The following is a 25,113-nucleotide window of genomic DNA, read 5'->3' as shown; positions in this document are numbered from 1 at the left end:
CGGTCGCAAATGTCGATGAGGGGTTTCGCTGCGGCGGGCTCGGCTGATCCGCATCAATCCTGCCGCTCGCCGGCGCGGCCTAGTCTGGCGATTTCGCTCAGCGCAATCCCCTCGTGCAACACCATCACGCTCGATGTGCGAGGCGCGCGCAGGGGTAGGCTCACGACTGAGGGGGCAACATGCTGCGAGAACTCTGGAAGAGCCTCAAGCGCTGGCGCGCCATTCCTTTCGGTCCAATCGCCGTGGTGTTCCGGCTGGATCGATCCGTTCCGGTCACTCGCAACGCCGCACGGCGCGTGCGCCTCGCAGCAGCGCGACACCGTCGCTGGCTCGCCGCGCCCAAGCCCAGCCACGCCCCAACACACGCTCCTCTGGCAACAACCCAGGACTTGCCGCAGTCACGAGAGAAAGAGATCGCCATGATCGTTGGCGTTGGGCCGGGTTATGGCCACGCGCTCGCTCGGCGGCTCGCGCATGATGGGATGGCGGTCGTTGTTGCTGCGCGCAATGCGGTACGCCTGGATACGCTAGTCGCGCAAATTGAGCGCGAGGGCGGCACCGCATTTGCGTACGGCTGCGACGCGACGAATGAGGCCTCGGTCGCCGAGCTCTTCGCTAAAGTCACAGCCAACCATGGCGCGCCCAATCTGGTTGTCTATGCCCTGCAGAGCTTCGGCCCGGGGCTTACCGTCGATATCGAAGTGCCTGCGTTCGAGGAAGGCTGGCGGAAGAACTGTCTGGGTTCGTTCTTGGTCGCGCGCGAGTCCGCACGCGCGATGCTTCCGCTTCAACGTGGGACGATCATCCTGACCGGCTCCACATCGTCCCTGCTCGGCCGCGCCGGCCACCTGAACCTCGCGGTGGGCAAATTCGGTCAGCGCGCGCTCGCGCAGGTGCTGGCTCGTGAGCTGTGGTCTCAGGGCATCCATGTCGCCCATATCGTCATCGATGCTGACATCCATGAAGGCGTCCAGCGCGACGACGGCGGGCCGCAGTCCGACCCTGTGCACATTTCCGAAACCATCATCGCTCTGCACCGGCAGCCGCGATCGGCGTGGTCCAGCGAGATGGACCTACGGCCATGGAACGAGCTCTTCTGGGAACACTGCTAAACCCTAGCGCATTTGCCTCGCAGGACGTCTGCCTCACGGTAGCAAGAACGTCGCGACCTTAGCGCGTGCATCGCCCCGGCCCAAGCGCCTTTCCGCTGACGTCCATGCCATCGCCCAAAGCCCACACCAAACTCGTGCACCGCATGTCGAGCGGTGCATCGGCGCGTTGGTAACCGGCCGCGCTAGCGGGCCAGCCGACTGGCAGGCGGCCGGTGAAGGGTTTGTCGCCGAGAAGCACGTCAGCCAGACCAGCGCCTTCGCTGCCGGGTAGCCAGGCCATCACGACGGCATCGACCTTGTCGATGACCTTGTCGAGCAACTGCGGCCGGCCGGCAACAACGACCAGCACGAGTTTGTCGACGCGGCTGCGCATGGCGTCGATGGCGCTCACTTCACGCCGATCGAGCGCAAGCTCGTCGATGTCGCGGTCGCCCACACCTTCGGCGTAGGGCGGTTCGCCGACAAACACGATGCCTACATCGGCGCGGCCGTCGAGCTTGCCGTCTTCCTTGAAGCTGACAGCCGTCGTCGCACCACCGACCTGTTTGATGCCTTCGAGTAGCGTGGTGCCGGCGATCTCGCCGTTGCCGCTGACGCCCTGCCATTGCAAGGTCCAACCGCCGGACTGGAAGCCTAGGTTGTCGGCGAATTCGCCGGCAACGAAGATCGACTTGCCGCGCGCCAAAGGCAAAGCGCCGGCGTTCTTCAGCAGCGTCGCCGACTTGGCGACCGCCTCACGCGCGACCGCCCGATGGGCCGCGCCGCCGAATTCGGCCTGCAGGCTGCGTAGCGCGCGTGGGTGCTCGAACAGCCCCATCGCGAACTTGGCACGCAGGATGCGGCGCACCGCATCGTCGATTCGCGCCTGCGGCACAGAGCCCTTGTTCACGGCGTCGGTCAGCACGCGCACGAAGGCGCGGTAGTCCTTCGGCACCATGGCCATGTCGACGCCGGCGTTGATGGCGGTCGTCACCTGCTGTTCGAAGCTGCCGGGCAGTTGTTGGATGCCGTCCCAGTCTGAGATCACGAAGCCCTTGAAGCCGAGTCGCTCCTTCAATACGCCGGTCAGCAGCGCGTTATTACCGTGCAGCTTGTCGCCGTTCCAGCTCGAAAAACTGGCCATCACGCTGCCGGTGCCGGCGTCGATCAAAGCCTTGTAGGGAGGCAGGTAACGTGCAAGCAGCGCCTCGCTGTCGCCTTGCGCGTCGCCCTGGTCGAGCCGGTACTGGACGCCCATGATGCTCTGGCGCGAACTCCCCCACGCCGTGCCGCCGTCGCCGATGAAATGCTTGGCGGTGGGCAGGATCTGCGCGGAGTCCGGTGCGATCGGCGCCATCAGCCCGCCAACGTAAGCGGTGGCGAGCGTGCCGACCGTGGCGGCATCTTCGCCCAGTGATTCGGCGGCGCGGCCCCAACGGATGTCCTGCGTTACGGCGACCATCGGGCTGAAGTTCCAGTAGATGCCGGTTGCCGCCATCTCGCGGGCGGTGACCTCGCCGATGCGCTTCATCAGATCGGCGTCGCCCGCCGCGGCGAGGCCGATCATCTGCGGGAACACGGTGGCGCCAATGACCGACTGGTGTCCGTGCACCGCGTCGATGCCGTAGATCACCGGTATGCCCAGCCGCGTCGCGGTGGCTGCGTCCTGGTAGGCGTCGATCATGCTGGCCCAGCTCTCAGGCTTGTTCGGGCTCGGCCCACTGCCGCCGCCGGAGAGCACGCTGCCGAGCATCAGTGCCGTCACATCACCCGGCCGCGCCTCCGCACGCTCGGCCTGCGTCATCTGGCCGATCTTCTCGGCCAGCGTCATGCGCGCCAGCAAATCCTCCACCCGTGCCTCGACAGGCTGCGATGCGTCCTTGTAACGCGCGTTCTTCGGCACGGGCGCAGGCGTCGGAGCGGACGCGGGCTTGGCAGCGTGGCTGACCCCGGCATCGCAGGCAGCGATACACAGCAGAACGGCGGCGAACGAACAGTGAATCGATCCAGCAAGCCTCACGTGACACTCTCCAGGGCTGATGCGCCGAGTCGGCGACAGATCAGTCGATTCTAGGGCGTGGGTGCTTCGCAGAGGCTGTCCCGGCTTGCGGAGTTTGCTGCGTGTTCGCGCAAATCCGATGCGCGATCGCGTTGTGGCGCGCAGGTTCCGGGACTAGGCTGAACCATAAGGTGCCCCTCGCGGGCGACACGCAACGATGTCGGTCACAGAACCGGGGCGTGGAACATGAATTCGGGTGGCTCGCGGCAGGCTTGGGCCGGCGATGCGTGGGGAGGTCTGGCAGCGATGCTGGTGGCGCTGCCCTCGGCAATCGCCTTCGGCGTGACGATTTTCGCCCCGCTGGGCGACGACTTTGGCTCACGCGGGGCGATGGCCGGGATTCTCGGCGCGACCGCGCTGGGCTTGATTGCATCGATATTCGGCGGCACCGATCGGCTGATCACCGCGCCCTGCGCTCCGGCGGCCGCCCTGCTCGCTGCGCTGTCGCTGGATCTCGGCCGGCGCGGCACACCCCCCGAAACCGTGCTGTTGATGCTGATGCTGATTGGGCTCATCGCCGGCGCCCTGCAGATCGCCTTCGGCCTCTCTGGCATCGGCAAACTGATCCGCTACATCCCCTACCCGGTGGTCAGCGGTTATCTGTCCGCCGTGGGCCTGACGATCATCGGCGGGCAGCTGCCCCGCGTGCTGGGTGCCGACAAGACCGCCAGTCTGTGGGGCGCGCTGCTGCATCCGCAGGGCTGGCGCTGGGAGGCCCTGCTGGTCGGTGCGGTCGTCATCGGCGTGATGCTCGGCGCACCACGCGTGATACGCGCGGTGCCGGCCGCGATCATTGCGCTGCTCAGTGGCGTGCTCGCTTATCTCGCACTTGGAGGCGCCAACCCGGCGCTGTGGCAGCTGCAGCACAACCCGCTGATCGTCGGTCCGCTGAACCAGAGCGAGGGGCATCTGTTCGACGCAATGGGGCAACACGCGCTGACGCTGCACGCCTGGACGCCCGCGCTGCTCGCGCAGGTCTTCATGCCCGCGCTGTCCCTGGCCGCCCTGCTGTCAATCGACACGCTGAAGACCTGCGTGGTGCTCGATGCAATGACCAAGTCGCACCACAACCCCAACCGCGAGATGATCGGCCAGGGCCTCGGCAACATCGGGTCCGCACTGCTGGGCGGCATCCCTGGCGCGGGCACCATGGGGGCCTCGCTGGTTAACGTTTCCAGCGGGGCGCAGACACGTCGCTCCGGCATGCTGGAAGGCCTGTTCGCGCTGCTCGCCTTCCTGCTGTTGTCCTCGCTCGTAGCGTGGGTGCCGATCGCAGCACTGGGCGCGATCCTGCTGGTAGTCGGCTACCGCATGATCGACTGGCACAGCCTCGCCTTCTTCCGCACGGAATCGACGCGCTTCGACTTTCTCGTGATCCTTACCGTGATCGGCGTAGCGCTGGTGTTCAACCTGATCGCTGCGTCCGGCGCGGGCATCGCCCTCGCCGCAGTGCTGTTCCTGCGCGAGCAAAGCCGCAGCACGATCCTGCGACGCAAGCTCGAAGGCGGCGAGATGTTCTCGCGCGTCGTGCGGCACGAGGTCGAGCTGCAGATCCTGCTGCGCGACGGGTTCAAGATGGTGATCGTCGAGCTGCAGGGCGCGCTGTTCTTCGGCACCGCGAATCAGCTCTACCAGGCTCTTGAACCGGAGATCGGCCAGCGCACCTATGTCGTGCTGAACCTGCGCCGGGTGCAATCGCTGGATCTCAGCGCAACGCACGCGCTGGAGCAAATCAAGGAACGCCTCGACGCGGCCGGCGCCTACCTGATCTTCACCGAGATACCCCGCGGACTGCCCAGTGGCCTCAAGATGAAGCGCTACCTGCGCGAGGTGGGCCTCGTGCGCGATACCGAGAAGGCGCTCGCCTTCCGCGATCTGGATCAGGCGCTGGAATGGATCGAGAGCCAGATGCTCAGCACTGAACCGGGGCTGACGCCGGTCGACGAAGCGCCGCTCGAACTCGACGAGATCGAAACCCTGCTCGGCTGGAGGCCGGGCAGCCTGACAGCCATCGCATCGGTGATCGAAGAGCGCCGCTACGCCGCGGGCACCAAGGTGCTCAATCTCGGTGGCCCGGAGGACGAACTGCTATTCATCCGCAAGGGGACCGTCCGCGTCGTGCTACCACTGCAGGGCAAGGACCACTGGCATATCGGCACGTTCGGCCGCGGCGATTTCATCGGCGAGATGGGCTTCCTTGATCCCTCGCGCCGCGCTGCCGACGCCACAGCGCTCGACGAAGTCGATTGCTATGTGCTGTCGCGCGAACGCTTCAACGCGCTGGCCGATTCGCAGAGCGCGGCGGCGGCGCATATTTTCGAAGGCATCGCCTGCGTGCTGGCAATGCGGGTGCGCTTCATGAACAAGGAACTGCGCGCGCTGCGCACCTGAATCCGCCTCCGCACCGGTCAGCCGACGGGCTCGAACGGTGCCCACGCTACAATCTGGCCGACTAGCCAGTGTGTCGCAGCCCGCCGCGGCGCACGGATCACGCAAACCCGCTTCGAGCCCCCGCCATGTCTCTTTCGCCCGCCATTGCCAAATATCTGCCGCAGAAGCTGCGCACCTACTGCGAAGGCTTGCGCTATCCGCATGTGTTCCTCGCGACGATCCCGCTCTTCATCGTCACGCTGGTGTCGTTCGAGCACATCCCCTACGGCAAAGATGTCGTGACCGGGCTGGGGCTGGCGTTGTTCATCAGCTCACGACTGCGCACCTGAAACCCGTTACCACTGGCGGCATCGCGGAAGCGGGCTGGCCAGTGCTCAGGCGCCCGCCATCACCACCTTGCCGGCTTCGATGCCGACAACCTGTGCCAGCGTAGCCACCGGTACATCCATCGCTTCGATGATGTCGCGCCCGTTCTTGAAGCGCTTTTCCATGATGAAGGCGGCCGCAAACACTTCGGCGCCGGCCTCGCGGACCATTTCAATCAGCGCTTGGCTGGTACGTCCGTTGGAGAGAATGTCGTCGACGATGACGACGCGCGCGCCTTCCCACAGATAGCGCTTGCCAATCACGAGGCGCGTTTCACCGCCCTTGGTCGGCGACGGCACGATGCGCGAATACGCGGGCGGCTCGATCATGGGCGCGTATTTCTTCGCGTAGACCATCGGCACATCAAGCGCGATTGCAGCAACCAGCCCGGGCGCGATGCCGCTTGCTTCCGCCGTCAGCACGATATCCGGCTTGTAGGTCACCAGACGCCGCGCAATCTCCTGCCCCATCGCGGTCATGAATGCGGGCTCGATGCGGTGATTGAGAAAGTGGTCGATCTTGATGATCTGGTTGTCGACAACGGTGGCTTCGCGATGGATGCGTTCGACCAACTGAGCGAAAGGCGCGGACAGGGCGGCAGGCGACGTAATCATGTTCGGCAAGTAGCGGCGAGGGAGGAATGCGAACTCTAGCGCGACAGCCCGCACCGCCCACTGAGTCAGCGCAAACCGCGCCGGTAATCCCGGCGGCCACGCTCATCACCCGGCCCTACGCGTCGCGCAGTGGGGACACACGCCTACATCGTGTTCCAGGCTGTGCAGTAGCCGGAGGGCGAGATCTCGTCATCGCCCGGCATCAGCTTGCATCCACCGGGTGCGGAGTCAGACGCGCCCGGCAGGAACTCAAGACAGTTTGCACACTGCGAGATGCCGTTTGGCGTCGGCTGGTACTTCAACGCGGCACGCTGCGCGGCGTTGGTGCTGGCAGGGGCCGAACGCGCAAAGAACACGAGGGGAACACTCAGCACGGCAGCGCCGGATAGCGTGAGCATGCGGCGGCGGGTCAACGGAGCTGTCATCTCGGGCCTCTGTCTGGGTTGGATGTTCTTGTCTGCGCGGCCGCAGCGTGGCGGCCCGCCTTTCCACTATAGTCATCCGAAACTTGGGAGATGGACATGCCGCTTTGCCGTTTTGGCCTCGCCGCCCTCGTCAGCCTGGCCCTCATGGCGCCGGCGATGGCGGACGACCCTGCCACGCCCGCGCTGCTGCCGTTCAACAGCTCGGCCGGCATGGCGCGCCTGGCCCATGCAAGCGGCACCGCGGACTTCCCTGCCCTGGCAAACCAGTTCGAACCACAATCGAACAGGGCCTTCTGCGGGCCGACAACGGCAGCGATCGTGCTGAACGCGATCCATGCCGGGCGCGGGGATGCGCCACGCGATCGAAGCCGCCTGCGTCCAGAGGACGAAAAACACCTGCCCGCGGGGTTCGATCTGACGGTGCCACGCTTCACGCAGGAAAGCGTCATCGAACAGGGCCCCAAGACTCGCGCCCAGGTGCTCGGCGAGCCCATCACGCTTGGTGGCAAGACGGTCCAGGATGGGGGCTACCAACTGCGGCAACTCGATGCCTTGCTGCGTGGCCATGGGGTGAGCACCCGCCTCGTGGTGGCGACCGACTCAGTCAGCGACGCGCAGATCCGGCGCGACCTGTCCGAGAACCTTGAGCGTTCCAGCGACTACGTGATCGTCAACTATCGCCGCGACGCCGTCGGCCAGAAAGGTGGGGCACACATTTCGCCGCTTGGCGCCTACGACGCCGAATCGGACTCAGTGCTACTGATGGATGTGAACCCGGACAGCGCGGGCTGGGTATGGATGCCGCTGGCAACACTGATCCGCGGGATGCGCACCTTCGATCTGGTCGAGAACCGCGGCTACATCCTGGTGCGCTCGCCCTGACCAGTGGCCGATCTGCGGCGACGACCGCCGCAGAATGAAAACGGCCGCGCGGGGCAAAACGCCCGGCGCGGCCGTGCTACTCCGCGATTTCAGCGCGGAGTGATGTTGCCCACTTCGTCAGACAGCACGATCTCTACGCGGCGATTGGCCTGCCGACCGCCAGCACTGTCGTTTCCGGCCACCGGGAAGGCTTCGCCGTAGCCGTGGGTCGTCAGGCGCTCACCGCCCACCCCCATGTCGACCATGGCGGTACGCACCGCATCCGCACGCCGCCCCGAAAGTGACAGGTTGTGGCTGTCGCTGCCGGTGTTATCGGTAAAGCCTTCGATCATGGCCCTGCGCTGAGGGTATTGCTTCATGAACGCGACGAGCTTGTCGACGTTGCGTGCGGCGCCGGAGCGCAGTTCGGCCCGGTCGGTGTCGAACAACACATCACCTATGCTGATCACCATGCCACGCTCGGTCTGCTTGGCGTTGAGGTCAGCGAGCTGGGCTTCGAGCGCCGTTGCATGGGCTTGCGCGTCGCTGGCGTCGCGTTTGGCCGACGCGGTGTCGCGCTGGGCTTGCGCTGTCTTGAGCCCGGCCGCGTCCGCCTCATTCGTGCGCGCATCGAGCCGCGCCTTGTCGCGCGCGGCGCCGGCGTTGCTCACCGCCAGCTCAGCCGCCTTCTGCTTCGCGGTTTCGTTTGCAATCGCGACGCGCTGCCGGGCGACGTAGGCCAGATGGTCGACTTCAACCGTCTGCTCGCCGCGCTGCAACGCTGCGTCGGCGGTGGTGACGGCATCGCCTGCCAACTTGAGTTCGCCACCGGCGAGGTCACGCGTCTGCGGGTCGTCCTGGGCGCTGCGGTAGTCCGAGCGCGCCTGATCCAGCATGGCGTTGTTCATGGGGGCGGTGCTGCAGGCAGCCAGCACGGCGGCGGCGATGAGCGTCATCGCAAAGCTTCGATTTTGGGTCATGGTCATTCCTTGTCTGTGGGCGACTGGGCTTTGCGGTCAAGCTCTTCGCGCAGCACCTTGGCGTCGGTACTCACCTCCTGCGAGGCTTTGCGGGCTTTGCCGGTACGGGCCTTGGCTTCGGCGAGCTGTGCATCCACCTGGGCTTGCTGTGCAAGCCGACGCGCCACGTCAAAGTCCTCGGCGGCCATCGCGAGCTTCGCGCGGTCCAGCTTGTCGCGCGCGGTCTGCATCTCCGCCGGTGCCGCCTCGCCACCGCCTGCGCTTGCGGCGCGTACAACCGCCGCACTGGACACAGCCACCTGCTCTGTCGGGGCGGGCACGCTCGCGCAGGCTGCCGCGAAGATCAAAGTGCCCAGCATGATTGCGGGCCGGCCGCTCGCACGGGTACGGCGCCAAACGCTGTAGTTGCTCGGGAGTTTCATTGTTTCCTCGATCCATTCGTGGTCTTGAGTGCACGGCGCGCTCACTGCGGGAAAGATCCTTCTGTGCGCCGACGACTACGAACGTGGTGTTCAACGCCCAGGCCGTGCCGACAGAAAACCGGGGCCTCGTCGCGCTATGCGCGCCAAAGCTCGCGACGTCAGGGTGACGGAGATCGCCCGCGGGGTCGGTACGCTGGCGCACACCGGGCATGGCCCCCGGCGCGGCGCCCACGACCGAGTGGACTCGGGTTCAGCATTTGACGCCGAGCAAGCCGCCCCCTTGCGGGCTGAAGTTTCAGCAAAGGCGGTCGTATACCGGGGATAGCGTCAATAGAACGAAGGCCAAAGAGCCTTCGCACCATTCGGGCTGGCGACATCTCTGGAGAAACCGATGCATCTTCGTACCCTGATCCGCGGCCTCGCCGGCCTGCTCGCGCTTGCGGCGGCGGTGCCCCTGTATGCCGCGCCCAAGCTCGTGTTCTGGAATTCGCAGCAGAACGCGGAACTGCTGGCCGCGATCACGGCGGACTTCTCCAAGACCTCCGGCATCAAGGTCGAGACCAACTGGCTCAACCAGGCGGATCTGCGCGGCTCGTTGCTGCGACATGCGACGGACGGTGATTTGCCGGACGTGGTGCTGGTGCCAACCGACTTCCTCGCGCTCGACAAGGAACTCAAGTACTCGGACGTGCCCCCCGTCGGCAAATCGAGCGATCTCGTCCCCAACGCGGCGGGGTCTGGCCTCTTCGAAGGGCGCAACCTCGGCGCACCGATGTTCTGGGGCAACCACCTGATGCTGTTCTATAACCGCTCGCTGGTCAGCAAGCCAGCGCGCACGCTCGCTGAAATGACCCAGCAGCTGCCGGCCCTTCAAGCCAAGGGCGTGAAAGCGCTCGGCACCAACTTCGGCGAGATGTACTGGATGGTGCCGTTCTACGGCGCCTATGGCGGCTGGCCCGTGGATGCCAAGGGCGGTATCACGCTCGATACGCCCGCGATGGCCAAGACACTGGACACCTATTTCGGCCTCGTCACCCGCGGGCTGACCCTGAAGGAGTGCCGCACCGACTGCGCGCTGGACCGCTTCATGGCGGGCGAATTCGCCTATGCGATCAATGGCGACTGGGCGATGCGCGAATTACAGGATGCGCTGGGCGACAAACTGGGCGTCACCGTCCTGCCCCAGGTGGAGCCGGGCAAGAACCTGGTGCCGATGTACTCCGGCTATGTGCTGGCGTTTCCGGGGCTGTCGCTGAAGGGGCCCAAGCGCGACGCCCTGCTCAAGTTCATGCGCTACATGCAAAGCGCCGAAGTTCAGCGCCGCTGGTTCGACGAAACGCGCCACCTGCCGGTTAACGCCACGGTGTACCGCGATGTGCTGGCCAAGGCAGACGACAACCTGAAAGCCTCGCTGAACCAGCTCAAGCTTGCACGCGCAATGCCCAACGACCGCGGCATGGCCTTCGCCTGGGAAGGCCTGGCGAAGGGCTTCTCGGCCATGTACCAGGGGCGCGTCAGCGCCACCGAGGCCGCCAAACTGATGCAGCAGCACGCCGAGCGCGCGCAGCGGCGCACCGACTACTGAACACGGCGCGACGCATGAATACCCGACAGCGTATGCCGGCCCACGCCGGCCGGCCCCACACCTGATCGCGATGCTGCGCAGCTTCCGCTCGACCATTCTGGTCTTCATTCTCACCGCGGCGCTGGTGCCGGTGCTCACGGTGTCGATTCCGTACATCTGGCATGTGTATGCCAGCACTCGGGACGGCGCGGTGACCGAACTTCGGCTGACCGCCGAACGCCTGGCAACCGAGATCCGCCACGAACTGAGTTTCGCCGCATCGCGCTTCCTGGCAGCCGCGCACGACAAGGATCTCGCGCTGTCGATCAGCAGCCCCTTTTTCGGCACCCGTGCGACCGCCATCGCAGACGAATTCATCCGCGAATCACCCGCGGTTGCCGCCAACTTCCTGCTCGACAAGAACTACGAGTTGATCGACGTGGTGCCGGAACCCGCCGGCATCGCCGAGCTCGGCCCACTGCTCGCCTACATCCGCGCCGCGATGCCCGATCCGCAGCGCTACCGCGAACACGGCCTGTGGCTCAAGCTCAGCGATGCACGGCTCGCCAACCAATTACTGCGCGTCGCCGGCAATGAAGGCAAAGCGGCGGACCCACGCCTGCTGGTGCTGATCACCCCGCTGTTCCTGCAACGTTACAGCCGACAGACGCCGATGGAAGGCTTGGTGGTGGCTGTGATTCCGCTGGCCTCGCTACGCGAGACCGCGAACCGCTACCTCGCCCGCGCGCAGTCGGTCTCGCTTGATTTTGACGATGCGCCGGCGCAGGGCGCGCGCGACGATGTGCAACAGGCGCAAGCGAGGGTCGAAGGCGGCTCGGCCGCCGGCGAGTTGCCGCGCCTGATCGTGAGCGTTTCGGAGCCGAACAGCGTGCGCTTTGCGGACCTGCGACGAACCCTGTGGCTGCTCTGTCTGCTGCTGGTGGTTGCGGTGGGGACGCTCGCCCTCGCCGTAACCTACCTCGGCCGCAGACTTGGGCGGCCGCTGCGCGAGCTTGAAACCCTCGCGCGGGATTACGCCGAGGGTCGCTACGCTGCGGCGCCGGCCAGTTCGGGTTTCGCCGAGTTCCGCCGGGTGTACAGCACGCTCAGCGAAATGGGCCAGCGCATCTCGCGCCAGCTCGACGAACTGCGCAATACCAACGAACAGTTGCAGCAGGCCGACAAGCTCAAGGACGACTTCCTCGCCAGCACCTCGCACGAACTGCGCACGCCCTTGCACGGCATCATCGGCATTGCGTCCTCGCTACTCGACGGCGCCGCTGGCGACCTCTCGCCCAAGGTGTTCCGCAACGTGCGGCTGATCGAGCAAAGCGGCAAGCGGCTCGAAACCCTGGTCAACGACATCCTGGATTTCTCCAAGATCAAGAACCGCGCGCTCGCGCTGGAGCTGCGCCCGGTTGAGCTTTCCAGCCTCGTGGACATCGTGCTGTCGCTGCATGAAGCCGCCGCCCAGCGCGTCGGACTGGAGCTCGTCAACGAGGTGCCGGCCGATCTGCCGCCGGCGTGGGCCGATGAATACCGCCTGCAGCAGGTACTGCACAACCTCGTTGGCAACGCGATCAAGTTCACCCCCGAAGGCACGGTCACGGTGCGCGCATCGGCAGCCGCGGGCGAATTGCGACTCTCGGTGGCCGATACCGGCATCGGCATTCCGGCGGAAAAGCGCGATCTGATCTTCGACCCCTTTGTGCAGGTCGAGGGGTCGCTCACACGCCGCCACGCCGGCACCGGTCTCGGCCTGTCGATTTCGCGCCAGCTCGTCGAACTGCACGGCGGCACCCTGGCCGTCGACTGCCCCGCGGAAGGCGGTACCGTCTTCACGCTCACCCTGCGTGCGGCGGAAGGCGAAGTTCCGGTGGATGTGACAACGCTGCGTCACCGCCTGCCCGGTTTCACGCTCCCGGATGACGAACCGGGCGACGACGCCGACGCCCCTGCGCTGTCAGCGGATTCACTGCCGCGCCACGACGCCAGCGTGCTGATCGTGGACGACGAGCCGATCAACCTGGAGATCCTCTCCAACTACTTCTACAACGAGCCCTACACCCTGCACCGCGCCAGCAGCGGCGCTGAGGCCCTGGAAATGCTCGAGGCGCACGGCCCGGTCGACCTGCTGCTGCTCGATGTGATGATGCCGAAGATGTCCGGCTTCGAGGTGTGCCGCCGCATCCGCGAGAACCCACGTTTCGCGGCCACCTCCATCCTCTTCCTCACGGCACGGGAGCAAGCGCAGGACATCCACCAGGGCTTCGCGCTCGGCGCAAACGACTACCTGATCAAGCCGATCTCGCGCGTCGAGCTGCTGACCCGCTGCCGTTACCACATCCACTACGGCCGCGTGAAGAACGAGCTGGCCCTGCTGAACCAGTCGCTGGAGCAGAAAGTCGAAGCCCGCACGCAGGAACTGCAGGAAACGCTGGCGATCATCCAGCGCAATAGCGATGTGTTCCGCGCGCTGCTCGAAATCAGTATCGAGCTCCAAGGGGACGAAGACCTGGCAAGCAGCGTGGGCGGCTCCCTGGCCAAGCTCTCGGCGCTGTATCCGGGCCGCGGCTTCGCTGTGCTGCTGGGCGGCGCAGGGGCGCGGCAAGCGTTTGTCAGCGGGTCAGTCGCGGAACCGGGTGCCGGCATTGCCGACGCGTGGGCTGGAGACGAACACTTCCCGACTGAGGACTGGCTGACGGCGCATGACATGATCGCGTTGCCGCTCATCGGCCCCCGCCGCATCGGCCTGGGTCGCATGCTCGCCTGGCCTGCGGCGCTCGACCAGCACGAACGCGAGGTGGTCGAACTCTACGGCCGGCAGCTCTCCGCGGTGGCCGCGAACCGCCGGCTGCAGGACGAGCTGGAACGCATCGCGCTGACCGACGCACTGACCGGCGCCTTCAACCGCCGCTATTTCGAGCAGACGCTGCTGCAGATGCGCTACACGCAGCAACGCTGCCCGGAGCGGCACTTCGGCCTGATCTCGATCGACGTCAACGGGCTCAAGACCACCAACGACCTGTACGGCCACGAAGCCGGCGATGCACTGATCTGCGCCGTGGTCGAAATGGTCGCCGGTGCGCTACGGCAAAGCGACATGGTGTGCCGCATCGGCGGGGACGAGTTCGTAATCCTCGCGCAGGATGCAACGCTCGACGCCTGCGAACATCTGGTCGCCCGGCTGGAGGAGCGGCAACGGCAGGCCCGCATCGTCGTCGACACCCCGCAAGGCCGGCTGACGCTGCCGGTCAGCTTCAGCATCGGCTACGCCTCGAGCGACGAAACGCCGACCGACGCGCTGCAGCGCGTGGCAGACCAGCGCATGTACGCACGCAAACAGGCCCACTACGCCAGTCAGCCCGAGGCGGCCGGCGCCCCGCCCGAGGCACCGTAGCGGGCGCTCGCGCGGGGCCAACTATGTCATCGGCACGTCGCACGCGTTAAAGCACAATGCCGCTCGTGCAGGCCGGCGGCCCTGCCGCCCCCTCTGACTGCCGCCCGGGAGTGCGCATGCGTGGTCTCAAAGGCTTGCTGATCCGCAAGATCGTCATCACCGCCATCTTCTGGTGTGTGCCCTTGCTGCTGTTTCCGTCGCAGTGGTTCGTCGCGCTGGGCATGCCAGCGCCCGAGCCACTGTTGATCGCTCGCCTGCTTGGCGCCGCCTACCTCGCGCTACTGGTCGGCTACGGGGCCGGCCTGCAGGCCCTGCGCCGCGGCGAGAGTCCGCTGGCAGTGATCGACATGGGGATCACCAGCAACGGTGCAGCCGCCCTGCTGATGCTTTACTTCGGCACGACCGGCAGCTGGGCGCAGTGGGGTATCGGTGCGCAGGTCTTCATGTGGCTCTCGGCCCTTGGCGCCGGATCGATCGCGGCAAGCCTGCTGCGCTTCCGCTTGCGCCATCGCGCCGAGCCGAAACCCTCAAGGCCAGACTGACGCGCCAACGCCACGCAGGCTGTCCGGCGCCTGTGATCGGCCACGCACACGGGTTAAGCTTCCGGCATATTCGTTGGAGGCAGACATGCGTGAGGCAATCGTGATCGTGGCGGCACTGCTGGCGGGCTGCGGCGGAGGCGGCGGATCGTCCGGCGGGCAAGACACTGGTGGCGCCGGTGGCGGCAGCAACACCGGCGGATCGGGTGGCGGTGGCGCGGTCGTGTGGGCCGACCCCTACCCGGCCGCCGGCAACCCGGACGGCCATTGCGCGGTGCCGGCAGAGGCCGCCGCCGAAGACGCATCGAAGCCCAGCACCGTGATCGGCGACGGCACACCCGCCAGTTGCACCAGCGATGCAGTCGTCGCCGGTATCGCCAAGGGTGGCGTGATCGCCTTCAACTGCGGCGCCAGCCCGGTCACGATCACCATGACGCAACCGGCTCGCATCTTCAACAACACCGGCCCGAAGATCGTCATCGACGGCGGCGGCAAGGTCACGCTGAGCGGCGGCGGCAAATCGCGCATCCTGTACATGAACACCTGCGATGCCGATCTGGTGTGGACCACCTCGCACTGCCAGGACCAGGATCACCCGCAGGTGTCGGTGCAAAACATCAGCTTCATCGACGGCAACGCCACCGGTGCCAACCCCGACGGCGGCGGCGCGATCTGGGCGCGCGGCGGCCGGCTCAAACTGGTGAACACCCGCTTCTTCCGCAACCAGTGCGACGCCACCGGGCCTGATGTCGGCGGCGCCGCGGTGCGCGCGTTCAGCCAGTCGCAGAACCTGCCGCTCTATGTGGTGAACAGCAGCTTTGGCGGCGCGGCGGGGCTCGGCAACAGCTGCTCGAACGGCGGCGGGCTGTCGGCGATTGGCGTCTCGTACAGCGTGATCAACAGTGTCTTCACGCACAACAGCGCGATCGGAAACGGCGCCAACCCGGCCCGCAGCGGCACGCCCGGCGGCGGCAGCGGCGGCGCGATCTACAACGACGGCAACACCTTCGACCTGAAGCTGTGCGGCACCCGCATCGCCAACAACAGCGCGAAGGAAGGTGGCGGCGCGATCTTCTTCGTCAGCAACGACCGCACCGGCACCTTGTCGATCACCGATTCGGTGTTGAGCGCCAACCCCAGCGCGGGCTTCGAAACCGCCGGCTACCCGGGTATCTTCTATCTCGGCGAGGGCGCGCCGAAGATCAGCGGATCGACGCTCACGCCTTGAGCCGGCGCTACGATGTGCTCGGCGAAACCTCGGAGCGGCACATGAGCGACCGGTTGCGCGGTCCAAGCGCGAACATCCTGAAGCGGCCTGCGGCGTGCGGCCTGCTGTGGCTGAGCTTGCTCAGCCCCCCTGCCATGGCGCTGGACATCACGAGCCTGTGGGACTTCGGCAACCCGGCGCTCAGCGAACAGCGCTTTCGCGATGCACTGAACGGCGCCAGCGCCGACGAGGCGCTGATCCTGCAAACGCAGATTGCGCGCAGCTATGGCCTTCGCAACGAAGCCGAGCGCGGGCGAGCGCTGCTGGCCTCGATCAGCGAGGCGGCCAAACAGGCATCGCCCGAGGTCCGCGTGCGCTACGCGCTTGAGCTGGGGCGCACCTGGGCCTCGGCCGCCCACACCCCGGAATCGCAAACCGCGGAAACCCGCGAGACCGCCCGCCGGCTCTACACCGAGGCCTTCGAGACCGCGCGCGACGCCAAGCTCGATTACCTCGCGATCGACGCGCTGCACATGATGGCCTTTGTAGACACTGCGCCCGAGGCGCAGCTCGCATGGGATTTAAAGGCGCTCACCTACATGGAGTCATCGCCCCAGGCTGAAGCCAAACGCTGGGAAGGCTCGCTGCGCAACAACATCGGCTACGCGCTACACGAACAAGGCCGCTACGACGAGGCGATGGCGCAGTTCCGGCTCGCCCTCGCCGCGCGCGAGCGCGAAGGCAAGGCAGAGCGAATCCGCGAGGCGTGGTGGATGATCGCCTGGACGCTGCGCGCGCAGGGCAAGCTCGACGATGCGCTGGCGATCCAGCTTCGCCTGGCGCGCGAGGCTGACGCAGCCGGCAAACCGGACCCGGACGTATTCGAGGAACTCGAACTGCTTTACCGGGCCAAGGGCGACGAAACACGCGCAACCGCCTACGCGGCAAAGCGGCAGGCTGCCGGCTGAGCCCACGCCCTGCCGCACAAGCGGCACGGGCTACAATACCGGCCGTTTCAACCCGGTCCGATTGTCCCCATGCTGCGCCTTACCGAAATCAAACTGCCGCTCGATCACGCCGCTGAAGAATTGCCAGCCGCGATCTGCCAACGGCTGGGCATCAAGGCAAAAGACCTGCTTGAAGTCTCGATCTACCGGCGCGGCTACGACGCACGGCGACGCAACCGCATCCTGCTGGTCTACACGGTGGACGTCTCGGTCGCCAACGAAGCCACCGTGGCCAAGCGCCTTGCCGGTGACCGCCATGTCGGCTCCACGCCCGACATGGCCTACAAGTTTGTCGGCCAGGCGCCCGAGGGTCTGCGGGAGCGCCCCGTCGTGATCGGCATGGGCCCGTGCGGGCTCTTTGCCGGGCTGATCCTGGCGCAGATGGGCTTCAAGCCAATCATCCTCGAACGCGGCAAGGCGGTGCGCGAGCGCACCAAGGACACCTGGGGCCTGTGGCGGCAGAGCAAGCTGAACCCGGAATCGAACGTGCAGTTCGGCGAAGGCGGCGCGGGCACCTTTTCCGACGGCAAGCTGCACACCCAGATCAAGGACCCGAAATTCCACGGCCGCAAGGTGCTGACCGAGTTCGTCAAGGCCGGCGCGCCGGAAGAGATCCTCTACGTCAGCAAACCGCACATCGGCACCTTCCGCCTCGTCGGCATGGTCGAGGAAATGCGCGGCAACATCGAAGCGCTGGGCGGAGAGATCCGCTTCCAGAGCCGCGTCGCCGATTTCGACATTGCCGACGGCCAGGTCCGCGGCGTGATCCTCGCCGACGGCAGCCGCATCGAGACGCGCCATGTCGTGCTCGCGGTGGGCCACAGCGCGCGCGACACCTTCAAGGCCATCTACGACCGCGGTGTCTACGTCGAGGCGAAGCCCTTCTCGGTCGGCGTGCGGATCGAGCATCCACAATCGCTGATCGACACCGCCCGCCTCGGCCCCAACGCCGGCCACCCGATCCTCGGCGCCGCCGACTACAAGCTGGTGCATCACGCCAGCAACGGCCGCGCTGCTTACAGCTTCTGCATGTGCCCGGGCGGCACCGTGGTCGCTGCCACCTCGGAAGAGAACCGCGTCGTCACCAACGGCATGAGCCAGTACTCGCGCAACGAACGCAACGCCAACAGCGGCATCGTCGTCAGCATTTCGCCGGAGAAGGACTACCCCGGCCACCCGCTCGCGGGCATCGACTTCCAGCGCTACTGGGAAAGCCGCGCGTTCGAGGCCGGTGGCGGCACCTATGCGGCCCCTGCGCAGCGCGTGGGCGACTTTCTCGCCGGCCGGCCATCAACTGCCTGCGGCAGTGTCGAACCCTCGTACAAGCCGGGCGTGCACTGGACCGACCTGTCGCAATGCCTGCCGGACTTCGTTGTCGAGGCACTGCGCGAGGCGCTGCCCGCCTTCGCCAAGCAGATCAAGGGCTTCGCGATGGATGACGCGGTGATGACTGCGATCGAGACACGCACCTCATCGCCGATCCGCATCAAGCGGGGCGACGACTTCCAGAGCATCAACACCCGCGGCCTCTTCCCGGCCGGAGAAGGCGCCGGCTACGCTGGGGGCATCCTTTCAGCCGGCGTTGATGGCATCAAGGTCGCCGAAGCGGTGGCGCTCGACATGCTGGGCCAGACGGCCAGCGGCGGCAGCCGCGGCGAATCGACCGAGTGGTAAACCTGCGCCCAAGGACTTCGGCAAACTGACATGACGAAATCTCGCTTCATCACTGCGCTGATCCTGGTCGCCCTCGCGATCTGGGGCTCGATGGCCCTGCGCAACCCTTACCGCGCACAATTGCCGGTCGGCAGCACGGACCTCTCGGCGATTCAGGCAAAGCTCGACAAGCTGCCGAAGAATGAACGCGCACTCGTTTATGGGTATGTGAAGCGCAGCCGCGGTGATGTGCTGCCGCCGCAATTTGCAGACCCGGACGAACCGCTGACTGCGCGCACCGTTGGCGAGGCGATCGCGCTGCAGCGCAAGTTCCTCGTACGCATGGCCGAGCAGGAAAAGAAGATGGAGGCGCGCCGCGCCGAACGCGATGCCGCGCTGGCGCCGCTTCGCGAAGCGGTGTCGATCGACCTCGTGCGGCGCGAGATCATGCCTGCCAGCGAAGCACAACGAGCCCCTGGCGACCGGGGCAGTGCTAAACGTGCGCAGGGCAACGAACACGACGTACTGGTGACAACCTATCGCCTGGAGAACCTGACGAACCAGACGATCCGCTCACTGGAGGCGACGGTAAACCTGCGTAAGGTCCATCCCCGCGAGGACGAACTGGGTATCGCGGACCACTGCTACTTCAACCGCAGCGAAGCGCTGGAACCCGGCGCACCGGTCGAAGTGCGCTGTGCCGATTTGCGCAAGGGGGTATCGGAAGACGACCGCGACTTCGTCGCGATGCCCGGCAGCGAACTCCTGATCGACTGGGAGCCGAAGCGCATCCGCTTCGGCGACGGTTCCGAGCTCGAGTACCGAAACTGAGTCGCACCGGGCTCCCAACTCAGAGCCGGTAAGCCGCCACCACCGCCTGCATCTGCTGGGCCAAACGGTCCAGTGATTGGGCCGCCTCGGCACTGCTTTGCGCAGCCGAGGCGCCCTCTTCCGCCATCTGCGCAATGCGTTCGACGTTCTGCGCCACCGAGGTGCTTGCACTGCTCTGCTCGCGCATCGCATCCGCAATCTCGCCCACGGTTTCGACGGTGCGCCGGCTGCCTTCCTCGATCTGGCCAATCGCTGCACTGGCGTTGCTGGCGCGCTCGACCCCGCTCTCTACACGCTGCACGGCGGCACTCATCTGCTGTGAGGCAGCAACCGTCGCTTCACGCATCGCGCTGATCGTTTGGCTGATCTGCTGCGTCGACGCTGCCGTGCGCTCCGCCAGCTTGCGCACCTCATCTGCCACCACCGCAAAGCCCCTGCCCTGCTCACCTGCCCGCGCGGCCTCGATGGCGGCGTTGAGCGCCAGCAAATTGGTCTGGTCCGCAACTTCCTTGATCACCTGTACCACGGTCGAGATCTGCTCGCCCTGCTCGCCAAGCCGTTCGAGATGGCCCGAGGCCGCGTGGACCACGCTGGCAATCTCGTTGATGTCGCCCACGGTCTGTTCGATCACCTGGCGCCCGTCACTTGCCTGTTCGCCCGAGGCGCCGGCCAACGCGCGGGTTTCCCCGGCACGATCGCCAACATGGTTGATGCTCACGGTCATCTGCTCAACGCTGGCGGCCATGCTCGCGGCAGCGCTGCTCTGCTGCTCCGATGCAGTCGCCACTTCGCTCGATGTCGTCGCGAGCGTGCCGGCGGCGCCCGCGACTTCGCACGCCGATTGCTGAATGTCGCGCAGATTGGCCTGCAGGCGCTCGATCAAGCCGTTGAAGGCATTCGCCATGTTGCCCAGCTCATCGCGCCCATGTACCGGGGCCCGCACGGTGAAGTCCAGCTCGCTGCCGATCCGCTGCACGCTGTGCTCCAGCGCATGGATCCCTCGACCGATATCACGCACCAGCACTGCGCCAAACGCGAACATCAGCGCCGCACCAACGACGATGATGCCCCATGAGGTCCACTGACCCTCGCGCTCATCAACGGCGGCCTGGGCGCGCGCCTCGTCAGCCAGGCGCTTGTGGTAGTCGGTATGCGCCTTGAGGGTAGCCGTCACCTCATCGCCGGCCGGTTTCCAGCGGTTCGCGACGATGTCGCGCACCGTTGCAACATCGTTGGCGCGCGAGGCGGCGAGGACTTCCTCAAGAATGCCGAGGTACTTGCCGAAGGCCTTGCGGTCGGTCTCGAGCAGGGTCTTGTCGGTGTTGTCGATCAACTGCTTGTCGATGTCACCGAACAGCGTCGCCACCGCGTCACGCGCCGTCTGCACGTTAGCTTCCAGCGCCGTTTTGCGATCCGCCGCATCGGCAACGACATGCGCGTAGGCATTGACGCGGATGAGGAAGAAATTGCGCTCCACCGCATTCAGCGTCTGCAGAGCGGGCAGCGTGCTGGTGTGCACATGATCGAGCCGCCCGAGCGCCGAGCGCGCCATGTAACCCCCGATCGCGCCAACCGTCACAAGCGCCAGCAACGCTGCTGCCACCAGCATCCAGAGACGCTGGACGATGCTAATCCTCATGATTCACTCCAGTATTCAGAAAAGCGCGCCTGAAGGGGCGCACCACGCGGTCATTGACCCAGGCGTCGCGGCAAACGCCGCTTGGAAAAACGCCAACGAGAATTCCGACATCGGACTGGCATACGGCTGGTGACGAAAGTGCTTGAGGCTGCCTGCAAAGGCGTTTGATCCTGATTAAAGGCGCCGCGCGCGTGAACTTCAAGTTGGCAGATGTCATGGCGGCCGCCGACGCACTGTGGTAGCCGCAATCGACGGACTGCTGCACGTAAGACTGCATGCCGTGATTGCGCTAGCCGCGCGGCCAGTCTATGCCTTCAGTTGGGGACCACGCCCCACAGCGAAGGAGGCCCGCCATGCCGAACGTCACGCTCACCGATGCATTGCGGCGCGAGTACGACACGCTGTTCAACAGCGTGATCATCCGCCCGGAACGGGCAGGCGAAGTCGAGGCGAGCGTCCGCCGCATCAATGGCGATCGCGATCGCTACACCGTGGTGGCGGATGCAACGGGTATTCCATGGGGGTTCATCGCCGTGGTGCACAACATGGAGGCCAGCGGACGATTCGACCGCCATTTGCACAACGGCGACCCGCTCACCGCGCGAACCGTGCAGGTACCCGCAGGCCGGCCGAAGACCGGGCAAGCGCCCTTCACCTGGGAGGAGAGCGCGATCGACGCGCTCACGCTGAAGGGGCTTGGCGCCAGTACCGACTGGAGCCTCGCCGGAACGCTGTACCAGCTCGAACGCTACAACGGATGGGGCTATCGCCTGAGCCACCCGCATGTTCTTTCGCCCTACCTGTGGTGCTATTCGCAGCATTACAGCAGCGGCAAGTATGTTGCCGACGGCACCTGGTCCGACACCGCCGTGTCACGCCAGTGCGGCGCAGCGGTGCTGTTACGCCGCTTGGCGGAGAGTGGCCTCGTCGATTTTCACGACCAACCCGCCCCCGCAGCCGATGCCGAGCCGCTGATCGTGCGCTACACCACCGAAAAACCGACCGACCCCGCCGAGCTCAAGCGTGCCGAAGCCCTGCAGCAATGGCTCAACACCTTTCCCGGCGTATTCGTGAAGGTGGACGGCGAAGCCGGCAAGCGCACCTCGGAGGCCTACAAGAAAGTGACCGGGCACTACCTGCCCGGTGATCCGCGCGGCACTTGATCCGAGTACGGATCAGATGACGTAGTCGGGTTCCGCCGGCGTGCCGATCAAACGCATGGCCGAGTGGGTGGACAGATGCACCGCGCCGCTCAGCTCCGCGAGAAAGCCACTTTGGCGCAGGCGATCCATCACCGGGCCCTTCACCTCCGCCAGATGGAGGGCGACGCCCTGCTCAGAAAGCCCGCGGTTCAGGTCACGCAGCCCCTGCAAGGCCGACACATCTATGGCGTTCACCGCCGACAGCACGAGCAGCACGCTGCGCGTATCCGGGCGCTGGCGCAGCATGCCGACAATCGCATCGCTGACAAACCGGATGTTGGCGAAGTAAAGGCTCTCATCGACCCGTATCGCGAGCACGCCCGGCTGCATCTCAACCGCATGGCGCAGGCGGTTGCGGTAGTGCTCGCTGCCCGGCACGCGGCCCACCTCGGCCAAGTGAGGTGAGCTGGTCCGCCACACGAAATGCGCCAACGACAGGCCGACACCCAGCAGCACCGCGTCAACAACACCTGCCACCAGCACGGCGGCGGCCGTCGCGAGAAAGATCCACGCGTCGCCACGCTCATAGCGCCAGGCCAGCCGCAGGACCGATAGATCAATCAACTGGATCACCGCCACAACGATGGTGCAGGACAGGGTCGCGAGTGGCAGCAGCGCAAACAGCCCCGCCGCCGCGGCCAGGATCACCAGCATCCAGAGCGCCGCAAGCACGCCCGCCAGTTGTGTGCGAGCGCCGGCAAGCTCATTCGCGGCGGATCGGCTGAAACTCGCCGACACCGGGAATCCGCCGGTCACGCCGGCCGCCATGTTGGCGAGGCCCAGCGCAACCAGCTCACGGTTCGGATTGACGGTTTCGCGCCGCTTGAGCGCCAGCACCTGCGCAATGGAATAGCTATCGATGAAGCCGATCAGCGCAATCGCCGCGATCGCCGGCATCAGGTCGATCAGCAGGCCGATTTGCGGCATCGGCCACGTCAGCGGTGGCAGGCCTTGCGGCAGCGCGCCGACCAGCTTGACCGGCAGCCCCAGCGCATGCACCGCGGCGGCAGCCACGGTGATGACGAACAAGGGTGCCGCCTTGCCGAAAAGGTCCGCCGCACGCGCGGCCAGCCCGATGCGCCGCAAGCCCTTGGCGAGCCATGCGCGGCACGCGAACAGCGCGAGCAAAGTCGCCACCGAAAGCGCTGGCGACGCCCAGCTCAACTCATGCCGCACCGCCCACACCCGCGCCAGCATCGACTGCGCGTCCGCCGCATGGCTCTCGATGCCGATCAGGTTGGGCACCTGCGTCAGCAGGATCAGGAGCGCCGAGCCGGTGACGAAACCACCAACCACCGGGGACGACAGGTAGTTCGCGACAAAACCGAACCGCAAGCCGCCGAACACCACACGCAGCAAGCCCGAAAACAGCGCCAGCGCGGCGGCCAGCATCGGGTACTGCGAGGGCGCGACCTGCGACAGCCCGGCGAGCACCGCAGCGGTCATCAACGAAGGCAGCGCGGCGGGGCCAACCGACAAGGCCGCACTGCTGCCGACGATCGCATAGCAGATCACCGGCAGGATGCTCGCGTACAGACCGGCCTGTGGCGAAAGCCCGGCCAGCAGCGCATAGGCCAGGCCCTGCGGCACGAGAAACATCACCAGCGTTGCGCTGGCAACGACGTCATCCCACAAGTCGGCGCGGCGATAGTCGCGCAGCCAGCCGAGCACCTTGAACGAGGATTCCAAACCTTGCCCCTGCGTCACGGTGCCGCGGCACCGAAGCGTCCACCCTACCGCAAACCGGCAAACCCTCGCTCACCCGCGCCACACACGCGCAGCGCCAGGCGGCGACTCCGGCTCAAGCCTTGCGCACGAACTCCGACTTCAGCGACATCTGGCCGATGCCGTCGATCTTGCAGTCGATATCGTGATCGCCATCGACCAGACGGATGTTCTTGACCTTGGTGCCGACCTTCACCACCAGCGACGAACCCTTGACCTTCAGGTCCTTGATCACGGTGACCGAATCCCCGTCCTGCAGCACGTTACCGTTGGCATCCTTGATCACGCGCGCGTCTTCGGCAGCCTCGGCCGGCGCGGTGGCCGACCATTCGTGAGCGCACTCGGGGCAGATGAACATCCCGTTGTCCTCGTAGGTGAATTCGGATTTGCATTGCGGACAATTGGGCAGCGTGCTCACGTTGAACCTTGTATGGATTGAAAACCGCGACTTGGATCGGAAAACGCGACATGCCCAGCCCTGCGCGCGGAGTCGGAAGGGCATCAAACGGCATCGCGTTTGCACAAAGGGGGCGCATTTTACCCCTTCACGGCACATGGTTTTCGGCGCATATACCTTGCCGGGCGGAAATGCGCACGCCACACTGCCCGCCTGCCGATTACCGTGGAGCGCAATCGATGCCCGAAATCACCGGCTTCGACCATCTTTACCTGAGCGTTTCCGACCTGGCGCGCGCCGAGGCGTTCTATGACCGCGCAATGCTGGGCGTACTTGGCTTCCGCAAGAACACGTTTGCGCTGCATGGCGAACCGCATGTGCAGTACTACAACCGCCACTTCGGCGTGGTCATCAGGCCAGCGCGCAGCGCCGCAGCGCACGACGCGTACGCCCCCGGCCTGCACCATGTGTGCTTGCGGGTTGAGTCGATCGACGACGTGATCGCCGCCAGCCGCGAATTGCGCGCAGCTGGCATCGACGCTAGCGAGGCGGCTTTGCATCCGGGCTATGCGCCGGACTACTGGGCCACCTTCTTCAGCGACCCGGACGGCATCCGGCTGGAGATCACCAATTACCGCGCCGAGCGCCGTGCGCGGCACGACGACTGGCCGAACGCCTGAGCCGCGCAGGATCAACAACCCTGCCGCTTGCCGGCTGGCACAGCCCCGCTCGCATGCACA

Annotated in this window: 21 protein-coding genes; 13 read left to right on the top strand and 8 right to left on the bottom strand. The window is 66.0% G+C overall.

Translation table 11 applies throughout. The features are described 5' to 3' along the window. Nucleotides 1-179: 179 nt before the first annotated feature. Entirely contained in the window at nt 180-1,112 is a 933-nt protein-coding gene (locus HH302_RS18150) for an SDR family NAD(P)-dependent oxidoreductase (protein WP_246479800.1), read from the top strand. A gap of 58 nt (nt 1,113-1,170) precedes the next feature. On the opposite strand, the gene HH302_RS18145 is transcribed toward HH302_RS18150, so the two are convergent. Beyond that, nucleotides 1,171-3,111 (bottom strand): glycoside hydrolase family 3 protein, encoded by a 1,941-nt coding sequence (locus HH302_RS18145; RefSeq protein WP_216661972.1) that lies wholly within the window; start codon nt 3,109-3,111, stop codon nt 1,171-1,173. Between the two features lie 225 nt (nt 3,112-3,336). Here HH302_RS18145 and HH302_RS18140 point away from each other — a divergent pair, with 225 nt between their 5' ends. Both HH302_RS18140 and HH302_RS18135 read left to right on the top strand, forming a co-directional pair. After that, the gene (locus HH302_RS18140; RefSeq protein ID WP_172203670.1) at nt 3,337-5,541 is read left to right on the top strand and encodes an SLC26A/SulP transporter family protein; all 2,205 of its coding nucleotides are present in this window, start codon (nt 3,337-3,339) and stop codon (nt 5,539-5,541) included. 125 nt (nt 5,542-5,666) lie between these two features. Then, nucleotides 5,667-5,870: a hypothetical protein gene (locus HH302_RS18135; RefSeq protein WP_172203669.1), complete on the top strand. Its 204-nt coding sequence runs from the start codon at nt 5,667-5,669 to the stop codon at nt 5,868-5,870. A 45-nt stretch (nt 5,871-5,915) separates the two neighbouring features. Here HH302_RS18135 and xpt read toward each other — a convergent pair whose 3' ends face one another. Both xpt and HH302_RS18125 read right to left on the bottom strand, forming a co-directional pair. Beyond that, a complete protein-coding gene (gene xpt / locus HH302_RS18130; RefSeq protein ID WP_172203668.1) occupies nt 5,916-6,521 on the bottom strand; it encodes a xanthine phosphoribosyltransferase in 606 nt (201 codons plus the stop codon). Between the two features lie 143 nt (nt 6,522-6,664). After that, the gene (locus HH302_RS18125) at nt 6,665-6,946 is read right to left on the bottom strand and encodes a high-potential iron-sulfur protein (protein WP_172203667.1); all 282 of its coding nucleotides are present in this window, start codon (nt 6,944-6,946) and stop codon (nt 6,665-6,667) included. 96 nt (nt 6,947-7,042) lie between these two features. Between HH302_RS18125 and HH302_RS18120 the strand changes: the two genes are divergently transcribed. Next, nucleotides 7,043-7,828 (top strand): phytochelatin synthase family protein, encoded by a 786-nt coding sequence (locus HH302_RS18120; RefSeq protein WP_172203666.1) that lies wholly within the window; start codon nt 7,043-7,045, stop codon nt 7,826-7,828. A gap of 89 nt (nt 7,829-7,917) precedes the next feature. Here the strand turns inward: HH302_RS18120 and HH302_RS18115 are convergent, their stop codons facing one another. Both HH302_RS18115 and HH302_RS18110 read right to left on the bottom strand, forming a co-directional pair. After that, on the bottom strand, nt 7,918-8,787 hold the full coding sequence (locus HH302_RS18115) for an OmpA family protein (RefSeq protein WP_172203665.1): 870 nt from the start codon (nt 8,785-8,787) through the stop codon (nt 7,918-7,920). 2 nt (nt 8,788-8,789) lie between these two features. Further along, entirely contained in the window at nt 8,790-9,209 is a 420-nt protein-coding gene (locus HH302_RS18110; RefSeq protein WP_253946203.1) for a DUF4398 domain-containing protein, read from the bottom strand. A 391-nt stretch (nt 9,210-9,600) separates the two neighbouring features. Between HH302_RS18110 and HH302_RS18105 the strand changes: the two genes are divergently transcribed. From HH302_RS18105 to HH302_RS18075, 7 genes are all read left to right on the top strand, one after another. Further along, nucleotides 9,601-10,794 (top strand): extracellular solute-binding protein, encoded by a 1,194-nt coding sequence (locus HH302_RS18105; RefSeq protein WP_172203664.1) that lies wholly within the window; start codon nt 9,601-9,603, stop codon nt 10,792-10,794. A gap of 70 nt (nt 10,795-10,864) precedes the next feature. Then, a complete protein-coding gene (locus tag HH302_RS18100; RefSeq protein WP_172203663.1) occupies nt 10,865-14,173 on the top strand; it encodes a diguanylate cyclase in 3,309 nt (1,102 codons plus the stop codon). 116 nt (nt 14,174-14,289) lie between these two features. Beyond that, complete coding sequence (locus HH302_RS18095) at nt 14,290-14,715, top strand: hypothetical protein (protein ID WP_172203662.1); 426 nt, start codon at nt 14,290-14,292, stop codon at nt 14,713-14,715. Between the two features lie 85 nt (nt 14,716-14,800). Continuing rightward, nucleotides 14,801-15,940 carry a hypothetical protein gene (locus tag HH302_RS18090; protein WP_216661971.1) on the top strand — a complete coding sequence of 380 codons (1,140 nt, stop codon included), beginning with the start codon at nt 14,801-14,803 and terminating at the stop codon, nt 15,938-15,940. Nucleotides 15,941-15,981: 41 nt separating this feature from the next. After that, nucleotides 15,982-16,887 (top strand): tetratricopeptide repeat protein, encoded by a 906-nt coding sequence (locus HH302_RS18085; RefSeq protein ID WP_172203661.1) that lies wholly within the window; start codon nt 15,982-15,984, stop codon nt 16,885-16,887. A 69-nt stretch (nt 16,888-16,956) separates the two neighbouring features. After that, on the top strand, nt 16,957-18,600 hold the full coding sequence (locus tag HH302_RS18080) for an NAD(P)/FAD-dependent oxidoreductase (protein WP_172203660.1): 1,644 nt from the start codon (nt 16,957-16,959) through the stop codon (nt 18,598-18,600). A gap of 30 nt (nt 18,601-18,630) precedes the next feature. After that, nucleotides 18,631-19,410 (top strand): hypothetical protein, encoded by a 780-nt coding sequence (locus tag HH302_RS18075; protein ID WP_172203659.1) that lies wholly within the window; start codon nt 18,631-18,633, stop codon nt 19,408-19,410. A 19-nt stretch (nt 19,411-19,429) separates the two neighbouring features. Here the strand turns inward: HH302_RS18075 and HH302_RS18070 are convergent, their stop codons facing one another. Beyond that, nucleotides 19,430-21,049, bottom strand: a complete 1,620-nt coding sequence (locus HH302_RS18070) for a methyl-accepting chemotaxis protein (RefSeq protein WP_172203658.1) — start codon at nt 21,047-21,049, stop codon at nt 19,430-19,432. Between the two features lie 353 nt (nt 21,050-21,402). Here HH302_RS18070 and HH302_RS18065 point away from each other — a divergent pair, with 353 nt between their 5' ends. Continuing rightward, on the top strand, nt 21,403-22,212 hold the full coding sequence (locus HH302_RS18065; RefSeq protein WP_172203657.1) for a hypothetical protein: 810 nt from the start codon (nt 21,403-21,405) through the stop codon (nt 22,210-22,212). A 12-nt stretch (nt 22,213-22,224) separates the two neighbouring features. On the opposite strand, the gene HH302_RS18060 is transcribed toward HH302_RS18065, so the two are convergent. Next, a complete protein-coding gene (locus HH302_RS18060; protein WP_172203656.1) occupies nt 22,225-23,940 on the bottom strand; it encodes a SulP family inorganic anion transporter in 1,716 nt (571 codons plus the stop codon). A 112-nt stretch (nt 23,941-24,052) separates the two neighbouring features. Continuing rightward, the gene (locus HH302_RS18055; RefSeq protein WP_172203655.1) at nt 24,053-24,394 is read right to left on the bottom strand and encodes a zinc ribbon domain-containing protein YjdM; all 342 of its coding nucleotides are present in this window, start codon (nt 24,392-24,394) and stop codon (nt 24,053-24,055) included. A 218-nt stretch (nt 24,395-24,612) separates the two neighbouring features. On the opposite strand from HH302_RS18055, the gene HH302_RS18050 reads away from it, so the two are divergent. After that, entirely contained in the window at nt 24,613-25,053 is a 441-nt protein-coding gene (locus tag HH302_RS18050) for a VOC family protein (RefSeq protein ID WP_172203654.1), read from the top strand. Nucleotides 25,054-25,113: the final 60 nt, after the last annotated feature.

This window comes from Niveibacterium sp. COAC-50 (assembly GCF_013184235.1).
Classification (GTDB): Bacteria; Pseudomonadota; Gammaproteobacteria; order Burkholderiales; family Rhodocyclaceae; genus Niveibacterium; species Niveibacterium microcysteis.
The sequence above is the reverse complement of the archived record's forward strand: the minus strand, read 5'-3'. Positions and strand labels throughout refer to the sequence as shown.